The sequence below is a fragment of the Serratia sp. CY33802 genome (assembly GCF_052169095.1).
In the GTDB taxonomy this organism is placed as follows: Bacteria; Pseudomonadota; Gammaproteobacteria; order Enterobacterales; family Enterobacteriaceae; genus Serratia; species Serratia bockelmannii.
Genome location: NZ_JBJNLL010000002.1, coordinates 77,623 through 91,738, shown reverse-complemented (window position 1 = coordinate 91,738; position 14,116 = coordinate 77,623). Strand labels below are relative to the sequence as shown.

At 59.6% G+C, this 14,116-nt stretch carries 10 protein-coding genes and 1 other RNA gene; 3 read left to right on the top strand and 8 right to left on the bottom strand.

Annotated features, from left to right (window positions below):
• Positions 1 to 36 precede the first annotated feature (36 nt).
• The 5 genes from ACJ8HA_RS06915 to ppsR form a co-directional block, all read right to left on the bottom strand.
• A complete protein-coding gene (locus ACJ8HA_RS06915) occupies positions 37 to 2,079 on the bottom strand; it encodes a TonB-dependent hemoglobin/transferrin/lactoferrin family receptor (protein WP_197812699.1) in 2,043 nt (680 codons plus the stop codon).
• A 94-nt stretch (positions 2,080 to 2,173) separates the two neighbouring features.
• A complete protein-coding gene (gene hemP, locus ACJ8HA_RS06910) occupies positions 2,174 to 2,356 on the bottom strand; it encodes a hemin uptake protein HemP (RefSeq protein ID WP_043141213.1) in 183 nt (60 codons plus the stop codon).
• Positions 2,357 to 2,527: 171 nt separating this feature from the next.
• Positions 2,528 to 3,013 (bottom strand): glutathione peroxidase, encoded by a 486-nt coding sequence (locus ACJ8HA_RS06905; RefSeq protein ID WP_025302639.1) that lies wholly within the window; start codon positions 3,011 to 3,013, stop codon positions 2,528 to 2,530.
• A 106-nt stretch (positions 3,014 to 3,119) separates the two neighbouring features.
• Positions 3,120 to 4,166: a 3-deoxy-7-phosphoheptulonate synthase gene (locus ACJ8HA_RS06900; protein WP_004931381.1), complete on the bottom strand. Its 1,047-nt coding sequence runs from the start codon at positions 4,164 to 4,166 to the stop codon at positions 3,120 to 3,122.
• 197 nt (positions 4,167 to 4,363) lie between these two features.
• Positions 4,364 to 5,224, bottom strand: a complete 861-nt coding sequence (ppsR, locus tag ACJ8HA_RS06895; RefSeq protein ID WP_161781785.1) for a posphoenolpyruvate synthetase regulatory kinase/phosphorylase PpsR — start codon at positions 5,222 to 5,224, stop codon at positions 4,364 to 4,366.
• Positions 5,225 to 5,683: 459 nt separating this feature from the next.
• Between ppsR and ppsA the strand changes: the two genes are divergently transcribed.
• Positions 5,684 to 8,062, top strand: a complete 2,379-nt coding sequence (ppsA, locus tag ACJ8HA_RS06890; protein WP_049209411.1) for a phosphoenolpyruvate synthase — start codon at positions 5,684 to 5,686, stop codon at positions 8,060 to 8,062.
• Positions 8,063 to 8,171: 109 nt separating this feature from the next.
• On the opposite strand, the gene rprA is transcribed toward ppsA, so the two are convergent.
• Positions 8,172 to 8,281: antisense sRNA RprA (gene rprA, locus ACJ8HA_RS06885), an RNA gene on the bottom strand.
• Between the two features lie 258 nt (positions 8,282 to 8,539).
• The gene (gene ydiK / locus ACJ8HA_RS06880) at positions 8,540 to 9,640 is read right to left on the bottom strand and encodes an AI-2E family transporter YdiK (protein ID WP_025302642.1); all 1,101 of its coding nucleotides are present in this window, start codon (positions 9,638 to 9,640) and stop codon (positions 8,540 to 8,542) included.
• Positions 9,641 to 9,885: 245 nt separating this feature from the next.
• Here ydiK and ydiJ point away from each other — a divergent pair, with 245 nt between their 5' ends.
• A complete protein-coding gene (gene ydiJ, locus ACJ8HA_RS06875; RefSeq protein WP_169540727.1) occupies positions 9,886 to 12,942 on the top strand; it encodes a D-2-hydroxyglutarate dehydrogenase YdiJ in 3,057 nt (1,018 codons plus the stop codon).
• Complete coding sequence (gene menI, locus ACJ8HA_RS06870; protein WP_016927938.1) at positions 12,939 to 13,355, top strand: 1,4-dihydroxy-2-naphthoyl-CoA hydrolase; 417 nt, start codon at positions 12,939 to 12,941, stop codon at positions 13,353 to 13,355. The genes ydiJ and menI overlap by 4 nt, the downstream gene beginning before the upstream one ends.
• A 45-nt stretch (positions 13,356 to 13,400) precedes the next feature.
• Here menI and ACJ8HA_RS06865 read toward each other — a convergent pair whose 3' ends face one another.
• Positions 13,401 to 13,805: a hypothetical protein gene (locus ACJ8HA_RS06865; RefSeq protein ID WP_004931369.1), complete on the bottom strand. Its 405-nt coding sequence runs from the start codon at positions 13,803 to 13,805 to the stop codon at positions 13,401 to 13,403.
• Positions 13,806 to 14,116 lie beyond the last annotated feature (311 nt).

Here is a 14,116-nt window from a genome sequence, read left to right as displayed (position 1 = left end):
GCGGACAACCGGGTTGTCCGCCAGATAGTCAAATGATTACCACTGGTAGCTGACCAGCAGTTTGGCGTTGCGGCCATCCTGCGGGACGCCCTGCGGCGAGTAATATTCTTTGTCGAAGGCGTTGCCCAGTACCACGGTGGTGGTCATGCCCTGCAGCCGATCGCGGCCCTTGTAGCTCAGATAGAAGTCGTTGACGCCATAGCCGCCTTGCTCCGGCGTCCCCGTTTGTACGCGGGTGGCGCGTTCGGCGAAGGTGGCGACCCAGCCGGCGGACAAACCGGTTTCGCCCAGCGGCACGTCCAGCGAACTGGTGATGGTATCCGGGCTGATGTCGGCCAGCCAATCGCCGCTTTTCGCGTTCAATTCGCCATTGCGAGACTTGTCCTTGCCGCGTGTGCGGTTGTAAGCCAGATCCCAGTTAAACCACTTGGTCTGGTAGTTCAGCGAGGTGTCCCAACCCCAAATCTTGGCGCGAGAGATATTCGCTGAGGCGGTCTGCGTGCGAGTGACATACATGAAGATGTAGTCTTTGGCGTCGGTATCGAAGTAACTGGCCTTGAATTGCAGGCTGTCATCCGCCAGCAGCAGATCGTCGAAGCGCAAGCCGAAACCGGCTTCGGTGGTGCTGGTGGTTTCCGGCCGCAGATTCGGATTAGGCACCCAATAGTTGCCGGGGAAGTGACGCGAATCGTTGTACATCTCGCCCATGGTCGGGGCGCGGAAGGCCTGGGAATAGGAGCCGAACAGCATCAGCCAGTCGGTCGGCGAGTAGCTCAGGGCCCCGCGGGACGACCATTTGTCGGCCTTGACGTCTTCGTGGCCCTGGCTGCTGCCTTTGTAATCGTCGTAGCGCGTGCCGGCCAGCACGGTGATCGGAATGTCGCGCAGCGTAATTTCATCCTGCAGCCAGCCGGAGGCGAAGTTGATCTTGGCCTGCGGGAAACTGGTGGTGGCGCCGCCCGGCTGCTGTTTCTGTTCATACACTTCGGAGCCGTAGGTCAGCAGGTGTGACGCAAAGCTGTCGGCGAACAGACGCGTGCGGTTTTCCAGCTTGCCGCCGTTGGTGGTCTGCTTGCGGAATTCGTCGGTCGCACCGGCGTTGTGCGCATTGATTTTGACTTCCGAGGTGTACAGTTTCGCGGTGGCGTCCAGCCAATCCTGGCCGACCGGCTTGAGCTTATAGCTCAGAGCGGCATCACGCTGGAGGGTGGAGCGGTTGGTCATCGGGTTGCCGCTCGAGCTGCCCGGCGTCTGCGGGTTTTTCGGCTCCTGGGCGCTGTTGTTGTAGTAGCGCAGATCGCCGCTCAATGACTGATTGTCGTCGATTTTCCAGGTGCCTTTTGCCAGCACGTTGCTGATGGTTTCGTCGTTAGGCGCATCGAAGCCGTTGCCCTGACGCAGATTACCGACGTCGCGGGTGCCGAACGACAGCAAACCGTCGAGGTTATCGGTCTTGCCGTAGGCGCTGGCGCCCATGCCCAGGCTGTGATCGCCGCTGCCGGCGGTGCCGTAGACGCGGAACCCGGTATCGTGGCCCGGCAGCAGCAGATCGGCGGCATCGACGGTCTCGTAGGCGATGACGCCGCCCAGCGCGCCGCTGCCATACAGCAACGCAGAGGGACCGCGCACGATTTCAATGCGCTTGACCAGCGCCGGATCGAGGAAGGTGCCGCCGATGTGGCCGGTATCGGTCCCCTGGCGGATGCCGTCAACCAGCGTCAGCACGCCGTTTTTGCCGTAGCCGCGCATCGTTACGTCCTGACCGTTGCTGCGCCCGGTGCCGTTCACGGTGATGCCCGGCACGCGGCGCAGCATATCGGCGGCCGAGGTGGCGGTCTGGCTTTCTGGCGAGTTGCCTTCGATGACCGTGACCATCATCGGCGCTTCAAAGCTGCTGCGTTGGTTACCGGTGGCGACCACCGTCATGGTCTCGTCGGCGGCTTTGGCTTTTTTAGCCGGCGCCGCGTTGGAAGAGGATGTTGTGCTGGTGTTTTGTGCCAAGGCCACCGTAGGCAGAGCGCAGGCAATCGCCAGACTCAAAGCGGAAAAACGCAGCCGGGTGGAAAATGTCAGAGGCATGGTGCAACTCTCCGTATGTAATAAAACATATCAATAGATTTGCTGGCTGCCTGGATCAACCGATCGGGGTGGCTGGCGTTTGAGGGTTCTATGGTTATTTGGTCAGGATCAATTTCCCGGCTTTGGTCTGCCGCAGCTGATAGCGCTGGCCCTGATGGGTAATGAACGCGATGCCGTCGGTGCCGAGCAGCTGTGCGCTGTCGTAGCTGGGCGGCGCGTTTGCGCTGTGCTCGGTCGGGGCCGCGGCGGCGGGGGTAGGCGTGTTGGCAGTATCCATCATCATTGTGCTTATAAAACAGACCATTAAATGGTAATTAATATCAAACTGAGAATCATTATCATGTGAAGGAAAGGTTACATCAAGGAAAATTTTCTTACCGATGGAACCTTTTTGTCGAACGGACATCCGGCGGCGGGCCGAGCGCACTCGGCCCGTAAAAAAGGGGCGTTATTTCAGCAGGGTTTCGATGCGGTCAAACAAACGCTCGGGCTTAGTGATCGGCGCAAAGCGCGTGATACGCTGGCCGTCGGCGGTGAGCAGGAATTTGGTGAAATTCCACTTGATGCGGCGGCTGCCCAGAATGCCGGGTGCCAGGCGTTTCAGCTCATTGAACAGCGGGTGCGCGCCGGGACCGTTAACGTCTATCTTGCTGAACAGCGGGAAACTGACGCCGTAGTTGAGGCTGCAAAAGTTGGCGATCTCCAGCGGACTGCCCGGCTCCTGAGAACCAAACTGGTTGCAGGGGAAGCCGAGCACCACCAGGCCGCGTTCGCGATAGTATTGCCACAAATTTTCCAGCCCACGGTATTGCGGGGTGAAGCCGCACTTGCTGGCGGTGTTGACCACCAGGTAAGCGCGCGCCGGGAAATCGCCCAGCGTTTTTTGCTCGCCCTGCAGCGTGACGCAGGGGATGGATAACAGAGAGTGAATCATGCCGGGGCTCCCAGTGCGTTTCGGCGGGCGCTAAAGCGTTGCAATCAGTATAGATGAGCGGGGCAGAAGGAATAAAGCCGGGGGCGTGGCCCCGGCCTCTACTGGGTTAGAAACGGCTATCAACCGCATCCGCCAGCATCGCCAGCAACTGCTCGCTGTCGGACCAGCTCAGGCAAGGATCGGTGATCGACTGGCCATAGGTCAGCGGCTGGCCGGCGACGATTTTCTGCGTGCCTTCCACCAGGAAGCTTTCCGCCATCACGCCGGTGATGGCGGCGGAGCCGGCGCGGATCTGCTGGCAGACGTTGTCGGCCACTTCCAGCTGGCGACGGTGCATTTTCTGGCAGTTGCCGTGGCTGAAGTCGATCACCAGGTGTTCAGGCAGATCGAACTCGCGCAGGCTGTCACAGGCGGCGGCGATGTCGCTGGCGTGGTAGTTCGGCGTCTTTCCGCCGCGCATGATGATGTGGCCGTACGGGTTGCCGCTGGTCTGGTAGATGGTCATCTGGCCATGTTTGTCCGGCGACAGGAACATGTGCCCGGCGCGCGCCGCGCGAATGGCGTCGATGGCGATGCGGGTGTTGCCGTCGGTGCCGTTTTTGAAGCCGACCGGGCAGGAGAGCGCCGAGGCCATTTCACGGTGGATCTGGCTTTCGGTGGTGCGCGCACCGATGGCGCCCCAGCTGATCAGATCGGCGATGTATTGGCCGACGACCATGTCCAGGAATTCGGTGGCGGTCGGCAGGCCGAGCTGGTTCACTTCCAGCAGCAGGCGGCGCGCCATTTCGATGCCGCGGTTGACCTGGAAGGTGCCGTCCAGCGCCGGATCGGAGATCAGGCCTTTCCAGCCGACGACGGTACGCGGTTTTTCGAAGTAGGTACGCATCACGATTTCCAGACGATCCTGGTAGCGTTCGCGCAGGGCGTTCAACCGGCCAGCGTAATCGACGGCGGCGTCGAGATCGTGGATGGAGCAGGGGCCGATCACCACCAGCAGGCGGCGGTCTTCACCGGTGAGGATTTTTTCAATGCGTTTTCGTGACGCTGTCACGTTGTCGGCGACGGCCGCCGAGATCGGCAGCTTGTCTGCCAACGCTTGCGGCGTGACGAGGCTGTCGATGCGCGCGGTCCGCAGTTCATCTGTTTTGTGCATGTTGTTCCCTGGAAACTGTTCTTCTCTGCGGCAGGAGTGCCGGGAAGTGATGGCGATCACAATAACGCAAAAAGCGCTGAATTCAACCGTAGAGATTGTGTTCTGTTGATCAAAACCGCGAAAAAAAGCACAAAAAAATCAGCTGCTGTTGAAATAAACGGCAGGCGGCGGGGCACGGCGGCCCCGCGAGAAAATGATCAGAACATGCGGCGACTCATACCGAGGATGTCGAGGATTTTGGTGGAAATCTCTTCGACCGAATAATTGGTGGTATTGAGGTAGCGGATCTGATTTTTGCGGAACAGCGCCTCGACCTCGGCGATCTCCATGCGGCACTGGCGTAATGAAGCGTAACGGCTGTTTTCACGCCGCTCTTCACGGATCGCGGCCAGGCGTTCCGGATCGATGGTCAGGCCGAATAATTTATGCTGAAACGGTTTCAGCGAGGCCGGCAGGTGCAAATTATCCATATCGTCGGCGATAAACGGATAGTTGGCGGCGCGAATGCCGAACTGCATCGCCAGATAAAGGCTGGTGGGGGTTTTGCCGCAGCGCGACACGCCGAGCAGGATCACCTGCGCCTGATCGAGGTTGCGCAGCGAAATGCCGTCGTCATGCGCCAGGGTATAGTCGATGGCGGCAATGCGCGCGTCGTACTTGCCGAGGTTGCTGGCGGTCAGGCCGTGGGTGCGGTTCGGCACCGGCGTCGGTTCCACTTCCAGCTCGCCCTGCAGCGGGCCGACCAGCGCCTGCACGATATCCTGGCAGAAGCCCTGGCTCTGCACGATCACATCGCGCACTTCCGGCGAGATGATGGAGTAAAACACCAGTGGCCGCACGCCGGTTTGATTATAAATATCATCGATTTGCTGGCGAACTGCGCGCGCGCGCGCCTCGGTTTCGACGAACGGCAGGGTAAAGGTGGTCGCCGTGACCGGAAACTGCGACAGCACCGCGTGCCCCAACACTTCGGCGGTGATCGCCGTACCATCCGAAATATAAAAAACGCTTCTTTCCACCCGAGGCTCCTTACCTGAAAACGGTGTTCCTGCTGTCATCACTGTCAATATCATGGGCCGCGGACGATCCGTCGGTAAAGGGGGGAGGGAAAAAATTGTGACGGCGGGACGGTAAAGCGCTTTGCGCCGGCGCGTGAAGAAAAGCGCGTTTTGCCGGCGGTAAAAATTGTGGCGCAACGAGGTTTTTCGACCCGAAACGTAAATTTGCCGTTATTTTCACCAAAAACGGTAGCGTTTGCGCGGTCATTAAAACAGAAGTTTAAAAAGAACGTAATTTGTTGAGAACTAAGCTTTTCGTGCGATTGGGAACGGTTCCCTGCCAAATCAGCCGGTTAGGACATTCTCTTAAAAACCACTTTCTTCAGTGGGTTGATCGATTCACCTTTCCATTTTCCTCAGATCAGTGTGCTAGTCTGATTCGGCTCCGTGTTAGCGGCGCCGTAAAGCAAGCGAATTAAATCCGTCTTTACCCTACTGATAGCAATAAGGATTGTCTCGATGTCCAACAATGGCCCAGACTTGCGTAATGTGCTTTGGTACAACCAGCTTGGCATGCACGACGTTGACCGTGTCGGCGGCAAAAACGCCTCCCTCGGTGAAATGATCACCAATCTTTCCGATTTGGGCGTGGCCGTGCCGAACGGTTTTGCCACCACCGCACAGGCGTTTAACGATTTCCTCGAACAAAGCGGTGTTAACCAGCGCATCTATCAGCTACTGGATCAGACCGACGTTGACGACGTTGCCCAACTGGCCAAGGCCGGCGCCCAGATCCGCCAATGGGTGATCGACACGCCGTTCCACGCCGAGTTCGAGCGTGAAATTCATCAGGCTTACCAACAGCTCGCCGACGGCGAACCGGAAGCTTCCTTTGCGGTGCGCTCCTCCGCCACGGCGGAAGACATGCCGGACGCGTCCTTCGCCGGCCAGCAGGAAACCTTCCTCAACGTGCAGGGCATCGACGCCGTAATGGTGGCGATCAAGCACGTGTTCGCCTCGCTGTTCAACGACCGCGCTATCTCTTATCGCGTGCACCAGGGCTATGACCACCGCGGCGTGGCGCTGTCGGCGGGCGTACAGCGCATGGTGCGCTCGGATCTGGCCTCCTCGGGCGTGATGTTCACCATCGATACCGAGTCCGGCTTTGATCAGGTGGTGTTCATCACCTCCGCCTTCGGTCTGGGTGAAATGGTGGTGCAGGGCGCGGTGAACCCGGATGAGTTCTACGTGCACAAACCGACGCTGCAAAAAGGCAAGCCGGCGATCGTGCGCCGCAACCTGGGCTCGAAAAAGATCCGCATGGTGTACGCGCCGTCGCAGGATCACGGCAAACAGGTGCGCATCGAAGACGTGCCTGAAGCGCAGCGCAGCCGTTTCTCGCTGACGGATGACGAAGTGCAGGCGCTGGCGCAGCAGGCGATCCTGATCGAAAAACATTACGGCCGCCCGATGGATATCGAATGGGCGAAAGACGGCCATACCGGCAAGCTGCTGATCGTGCAGGCGCGTCCGGAAACCGTTCGCTCCAACGAACAAACCATGGAGCGCTACCAGCTGAATGGCACTAGCCCGGTGCTGGTGGAAGGCCGCGCCATCGGTCATCGCATCGGCGCCGGTCCGGTGAAAGTGATCCACGACATCAGCGAAATGGATCGCATCCTGCCGGGCGACGTGCTGGTGACCGACATGACCGACCCGGACTGGGAGCCGATCATGAAGAAGGCCGCCGCGATCGTCACCAACCGCGGCGGGCGCACCTGTCACGCGGCGATCATCGCCCGTGAGTTGGGCATCCCGGCGGTGGTGGGCTGCGGCCACGCCACCGATGTGCTGAAAGACGGCCAGAAAGTCACCGTTTCCTGTGCGGAAGGCGACACCGGCTTCGTTTACAGCGACATGCTGGATTTCAGCGTGCAGAGCTCCGAAGTGACCGAGCTGCCGGATCTGCCGCTGAAGATCATGATGAACGTCGGCAACCCGGATCGCGCTTTCGACTTTGCGCGTTTGCCAAATGAAGGCGTGGGCCTGGCGCGGCTGGAATTTATCATCAACCGCATGATCGGTGTGCACCCGCGCGCGCTGCTGGAGTTCGATCAGCAGACGCCGGCGCTGCAAAACGAAATTCGCGCGTTAATGCAGGGTTACGACCACCCGGTCGAGTTCTACGTTGGCCGCCTGACAGAAGGGATCGCGACGCTGGGTGCCGCCTTCTGGCCGAAGCGTGTGATCGTGCGCCTGTCCGACTTCAAATCCAACGAGTACGCCAACCTGGTGGGCGGCGATAAGTATGAACCACACGAAGAGAACCCGATGCTGGGCTTCCGCGGCGCCGGCCGTTACGTGGCCGATAGCTTCCGCGATTGCTTCGCGCTGGAGTGCGAGGCGGTGAAACGCGTGCGTAACGAAATGGGGCTGACCAACGTCGAAATCATGGTGCCGTTCGTGCGCACCGTGGCCCAGGCGGAAGCGGTGGTGGCGGAGCTGGCGCGTCAGGGGCTGAAGCGCGGTGAAAACGGGCTGAAAGTGATCATGATGTGCGAGATCCCGTCCAATGCGCTGTTGGCGGATCAGTTCCTCGAGCACTTCGACGGCTTCTCTATCGGTTCCAACGACATGACCCAGCTGGCGCTGGGGCTGGATCGTGACTCCGGCGTGGTGTCGGAGCTGTTCGACGAGCGCAACGAGGCGGTGAAAGCGCTGCTGTCGATGGCGATTCAGGCGGCCAAACGCCACGGCAAATACGTCGGCATCTGCGGCCAGGGCCCGTCTGACCATGAAGACTTCGCCGAGTGGCTGATGGAGCAGGGCATCGACAGCCTGTCGCTCAATCCAGACACCGTGGTGCAGACCTGGATCAATTTGTCGAAAAAGAAATAATGTCTCGGCCTCGCTGAGGCATTAACGCCGGGCCGCAGTTAACGCTGCGGCCTTTTTATTTCCGAATGTAAATAACGGCGCGTAAAATAATCAATTCGACGAAAAAAGAATAAAAAAAAGCCCACCGTAGGAGATGGGCAAAGACTACACACAGCAATTCACATGTATGGCATTACATTGTTCAGAAAGGTTGCTTTAAAATCAGTGATTTGAAGCAATAGATGGCCATAATACTAGATTTTTGAACGCGACTAGTCATTAAGAATCATCCTAATCGATAGCGCCATCACATTTTATTTGTGGGAGTTATCTCTTTTTGCCGCTTGCAACAAACAGGGATTTACATTGCACCTTTCATTCGCTGTACCGTAATCAATATAGGGCGGCATTATATTTGGCGGAGATATTACTCGAATGAGGTAGGAATAATGACCTGAGTGAAATGTTCCGCCCGACGATGCGGGCGGAAGGGGGGGATTAGCGTTTTTCCAGATCTTCGATGACTTGCTCCGGCGCGGTGGTCGGCTCTGGCGCTTCATCCATCCAGGCGGTCAGCAGGCGATAAGATACTGCCAATACCACCGGGCCGATGAACAGGCCAATCATACCGAAGGCCAGCAAACCGCCGATAACGCCGGACAGGATCAGCAGCAGCGGCAGGTCGGCGCCCATGCGGATCAGCACCGGGCGCAGCACGTTATCCAGCGTCGCTACCACGCAGCTCCAGACCAGCAGTACGGTGCCCCAGGTGGTGTCGCCGTGCCAGTACAGCCAGATGATGGCCGGCACCAGCACCAACAGCGGCCCCAATTGTGCCACGCAGCAGATAAAGATCAGCATCGTCAGCAGGGTGGCGGCTGGTATGCCGCTCACCGCCAGACCGATGCCGCCCAGCACCGACTGCACCAACGCCGTCACCACCACGCCCAGCGCGACGGCGCGGATCGCCTGGCCGCCCAGTAGCACCGCCGCATCGCCGCGTTTGGAACCGAGGCGTACCGCAAAGTGACGGATACCCAGCGCCACCTGCTCGCCGCGCGCATACAACAAGGCGCTGAACAGCAGCATCAGCGCGCAGTGCAGCAGCAGACGGCCGATATGCGCCGCCTGCGCCACGAACCAGGTGGCGGTTTGACCGAAGTACGGCTGAACCTTCGCCAGCAGCGCAGCGCCGCCGGCGTTAACCAATGTGTGGTAGCTGGTATAGAGCCTGTCGCCGATCATCGGCACGGACTGCAGCCAGGCGAGATCGGGAATGTGCAGCTTGCCGGGTGAACTGGCCCAGGCGATCAGCGGCGCGCTGTTATCCACCACGCTGCTGATCAGCAGGGAAATCGGCAGAATGAACAGCAGGATCAGCAGCAGGGTCATGACCAACACCGCCAGCGAGCGACGGCCCCACAGCAGCTTTTGCAGTTTGAGCAGCAACGGCCAGGTGGCGATCACCACCATGCCCGCCCAGGCGAAGCCGAGAATAAACGGTTGGATCACCCAAAAACAGGCAACGATCATGATGGCGATAAACAGCACGCCGAAAATAATTCGCGGTAAGTCGTAACGCGATTGCGGGAGTGGCATCAGTGGGTTCTCATCCTGGTCAATTAAATCCCTGGCACCGGCGAATCTGGGTGCCTGTCGGTCGGTTTATCATCGCCGGGCGGCCGCCTGTGGCGGCGCTCGCAGGGCGGTAATAATGTGAATGCCTTCACTAAACGAGTATGTTAGTTTTTAGTGTCACTAAAAAATAGGGTGGGTCTGAATTAAAGGCCCGATTCAGCGTACATCAGCGCATAAAAAATAGACGGACAGGGTCAAAAAAGCGAATGATCCCACAGATTTCTCAGGCGCCCGGCCTCGTTCAACGGGTGCTCGACTTTTTGGAAGCACTGAAGCAAAACGGATTCAACGGCGATACCGCCACCAGCTACGCCGACCGCCTGACGATGGCCACCGACAACAGTATCTATCAGCTGTTGCCCGATGCGGTGGTGTTCCCCCGTTCCACCGCTGACGTGGCGCTGATTGCGCGTCTGGCCGGGGAAGAGCGATTCAATACGCTGACCTTCAGCCCGCGCGGCGGCGGCACTGGCACCAACGGCCAGTCGCTCAATACCGGCATCGTGGTCGATATGTCGCGCCATATGAACCGCATTCTGGAGATCAACGTCGAACAAGGATGGGTGAAAGTCGAAGCCGGCGTGATCAAGGATCAGCTGAATCAATACCTGCGGCCGTTCGGCTACTTCTTCTCGCCGGAACTGTCCACCAGCAACCGCGCCACGCTGGGCGGCATGATCAACACCGACGCCTCCGGCCAAGGTTCGCTGGTATACGGCAAAACCTCCGATCACGTGTTGGGCTTACGGGCGGTGCTGCTGGGCGGCGAGATGATCGATACCCGCGCCATGCCGACGGCGCTGGCGGAAACGATTGCTCTGGAAGAGACCGCGGAAGGGCGCATCTACCGCACGGTGCTCAATCGCTGCCGTGAGCAGCGCGCATTGATCCTGGAGAAATTCCCCAAGCTCAACCGCTTCCTCACCGGTTACGATCTGCGCCACGTGCTGAGCGACGATCTGCAAACCTTCGATCTGACGCGCATCCTGACCGGCGCCGAAGGCACGCTGGCGTTTATCACCGAGGCGCGGCTGGATATCACGCCGCTGCCGAAAGTGCGCCGCCTGGTCAACGTGAAGTACGACTCCTTTGACTCGGCGCTGCGCAATGCGCCCTTTATGGTCGAGGCCAAGGCGCTGTCGGTGGAAACCATCGATTCCAAGGTGCTGAATCTGGCGCGTGAAGACATTGTTTGGCACTCGGTGAACGAACTGATCGCCGACGTGCCGGATAAAGAAATGCTCGGGCTGAACATCGTCGAGTTCGCCGGCGACGATCGGGCGCTGATCGACGGCCAGATGGAGGCTCTGTGCCAACGGCTGGATGAACTGATCGCGCAGCGGCAGGGCGGCGTGATCGGGTACCAGATCTGCGGCGATCTGGCTGGCATCGAGCGCATTTACAACATGCGCAAGAAGGCGGTCGGGCTGCTGGGCAACGCCAAGGGGCGCGCCAAGCCGATTCCGTTTGCCGAGGATACCTGTGTGCCGCCGCAACACCTGGCGGACTATATCGTCGAATTCCGTCAACTGCTTGACGACCACAACCTGAGCTACGGCATGTTCGGCCACGTCGACGCCGGGGTGTTGCACGTGCGCCCGGCGCTCGACATGTGCGACCCGCAGCAGGAAGTGCTGATGAAGCAGATCTCCGATCGGGTGGTGGCGCTGACCGCCAAATACGGCGGTCTGTTGTGGGGGGAGCACGGCAAGGGCTTCCGTGCCGAGTACAGCCCTGAGTTCTTCGGGGAAACGCTGTATGAAGAGCTACGCCGCATCAAGGCGGCGTTTGATCCGGATAACCGTTTGAACCCGGGCAAGATCTGTTCGCCACTGGCGGTAGATGCACCGATGATGGAGGTAGACGCGGTCAAACGCGGCACCTTCGATCGCCAGATACCGGTCGAGGTGCGCACCTCGTTCCGCGGCGCGCTGGAGTGTAACGGCAACGGCCTGTGCTTCAACTTCGACGTGCGCAGCCCGATGTGCCCGTCGATGAAGATCAGCGGCAATCGCATTCATTCACCAAAAGGGCGGGCGACGCTGGTGCGTGAGTGGCTGCGTCTGTTGGCCGAGCAGGGCGTCGATCCGCTGGCGCTGGAGAAACAGCTGCCGCAGCAGCGTCTCAGCTTGCGTGGCCTGATCGAAAAGACCCGCAACAGCTGGCATGCCGGCAAGGGGGAGTACGACTTCTCGCACGAAGTGAAAGAGGCAATGTCCGGCTGCCTGGCCTGCAAGGCCTGCTCCACCCAGTGCCCCATCAAGATTGACGTGCCGGGATTCCGTTCGCGCTTCCTGCAGCTCTACCACACCCGCTATCTGCGCCCGGTGAGCGACTACATGGTCGCCGGCGTAGAGAGCTATACCCCGTTGATGGCCCGCGCGCCGAAGGTGTTCAACTTCTTCTTCCGCCAGCCGTGGCTGCGGGAAATGAGCCGCAACGCCATCGGCATGGTCGATCTGCCGCTGCTGTCCAGCCCGACGCTGCGTCAACAGCTGTCCGGCCACCGTGCGACCATGCTGACGCTGGAGCAGCTGGAAGGGCTGAGCGCCGAGCAGCGCGCAGAACACGTGCTGATCGTCCAGGATCCGTTCACCAGCTATTACGACGCCAAAGTGGTGGCGGACTTTGTCCGGCTGGTGGAGAAGCTCGGTTATAAACCGGTGCTGCTGCCGTTCTCGCCGAACGGCAAGGCGCAGCATGTGAAAGGTTTCCTGACGCGGTTTGCCCGCACCGCGCGCAAAACCGCCGATTTTCTTAACCGCGTAGCCCAGCTCGGCATGCCGCTGGTGGGCGTCGATCCGGCGCTGGTGCTGTGTTACCGCGACGAATACCGCGAGATCCTCGGCGCCGAGCGCGGCGATTTCCAGGTGCAACTGGTGCATGAATGGCTGCAGCAGAGGATCGCGGATCGCGCCGAACAGCCGGCGACCGGCGAGCCCTGGTATCTGTTCGGTCACTGCACCGAAACCACCGCGCTGCCGGCCAGCGGCCAACAGTGGGCGGCGATCTTCGCCCGCTTCGGCGCCAAACTGGAGAATGTCAGCGTCGGCTGCTGCGGCATGGCGGGGACTTACGGCCATGAAGCCAAGAACCTGCAAAACTCGCTCGGCATTTATGAGCTATCATGGCACCCGACGCTACAGCGTTTGCCGCGGCAGCGCTGCCTGGCGACCGGTTATTCCTGCCGCAGTCAGGTGAAACGCATCGAGGGCAATGGCGTGCGCCACCCATTACAGGCACTTCTGGAGATGATTGAGTGAAATTGTGGAAACGTGAAACATCGCTGGAGCAGCTGAACCGCGCCGGCGACGGCTGCATGGTCAGCCATGTGGGCATCGAGTTTACCCAATTGGGCGAGGATTTCCTCGAGGCCACCATGCCGGTCGATGGCCGTACCCGCCAGCCGTTCGGGCTGTTGCACGGCGGGGCGTCGGTGGTGCTGGCGGAATCGATGGGATCGATGGCCGGTTACCTGTGCAGTGAGGGCGAGCAGAAAGTGGTGGGGCTGGAGATCAACGCCAACCACCTGCGCGCGGTGTTCGATGGCCAGGTGCGCGGGGTATGTCGCGCACTGCACGTCGGCCGTCGCCATCAGGTGTGGCAAATCGAGATCTTCGACGCGCGCGATCGGCTGTGCTGCACCTCGCGTCTGACCACGGCGGTCATCGACTGATCCCCGCCGGTTTCCGCAGGCTGCCGGCCTGCGGAGCCTTTCGCTTTACAGCTGAAACGGTACGCGTTTGACGAAGTCCTTCTGAAACGCGTTCGCCTTCTCCCAGGTGCCTTCCATTGCATATTTTTGGCAGATCAGCGTCAGCGTGTGGCGGGCGAAGTGGTAGCTTTGCACCCGAAACAGCTGGCAGCGCTGCGGATTGTTGATCTCGACGATCAGCCGATTATGCAGTTTGCTGAGCGCGTGCAGGTAGCTGTCGTCATCGCCGTTCTCCAGGCACAGATTGGCCATGGTGAGGCTGACGCTGTTGTACCGCTTCAGGTGGTCGATATTGCATTCCGGGCGCCGCAGCGCCGCTTCGGCCATATAAAAGTCCACCGTAGCGTCGCGCACGCTGAATTTGTAGTCATCAATCTTGCCCAGCAACCATGCGTTGATCGAAAGAGTCATTGGCTTCGCGCTCAAATTCAAATTGAATGATAATCATTATCATATAAATTGCCGCGTTGCCGATCAATCCCCGGCGCGGCGTTTTTTCATCGTGGGGGTGTAAAAGGCCGCCGACGACCCAATTTAATCCTGAGCGACTAAACTTTAACCTGAGGGGCGCGCGCTGGTGCCGCGCCACGAAATGCCGATAAACGCACATTTACGACAGACAGAATGCAGAAATAGGTATTTTCTATGAATGTTTAGATCGGCAGTGTACCGCGGCACTGTAACGCTGACGGGCCACCGGGGAGTGCGGTACGGTGATGCAG

Bases quoted from the DNA above. Each gene is read 5' to 3' on its own strand.
- ACJ8HA_RS06915 (WP_197812699.1), bottom strand. From the start codon at position 2,079: ATGCCTCTGACATTTTCCACCCGGCTGCGTTTTTCCGCTTTGAGTCTG.
- hemP (WP_043141213.1), bottom strand. From the start codon at position 2,356: ATGGATACTGCCAACACGCCTACCCCCGCCGCCGCGGCCCCGACCGAG.
- ACJ8HA_RS06905 (WP_025302639.1), bottom strand. From the start codon at position 3,013: ATGATTCACTCTCTGTTATCCATCCCCTGCGTCACGCTGCAGGGCGAG.
- ACJ8HA_RS06900 (WP_004931381.1), bottom strand. From the start codon at position 4,166: ATGCACAAAACAGATGAACTGCGGACCGCGCGCATCGACAGCCTCGTC.
- ppsR (WP_161781785.1), bottom strand. From the start codon at position 5,224: ATGACAGCAGGAACACCGTTTTCAGGTAAGGAGCCTCGGGTGGAAAGA.
- ppsA (WP_049209411.1), top strand. From the start codon at position 5,684: ATGTCCAACAATGGCCCAGACTTGCGTAATGTGCTTTGGTACAACCAG.
- ydiK (WP_025302642.1), bottom strand. From the start codon at position 9,640: ATGCCACTCCCGCAATCGCGTTACGACTTACCGCGAATTATTTTCGGC.
- ydiJ (WP_169540727.1), top strand. From the start codon at position 9,886: ATGATCCCACAGATTTCTCAGGCGCCCGGCCTCGTTCAACGGGTGCTC.
- ACJ8HA_RS06865 (WP_004931369.1), bottom strand. From the start codon at position 13,805: ATGACTCTTTCGATCAACGCATGGTTGCTGGGCAAGATTGATGACTAC.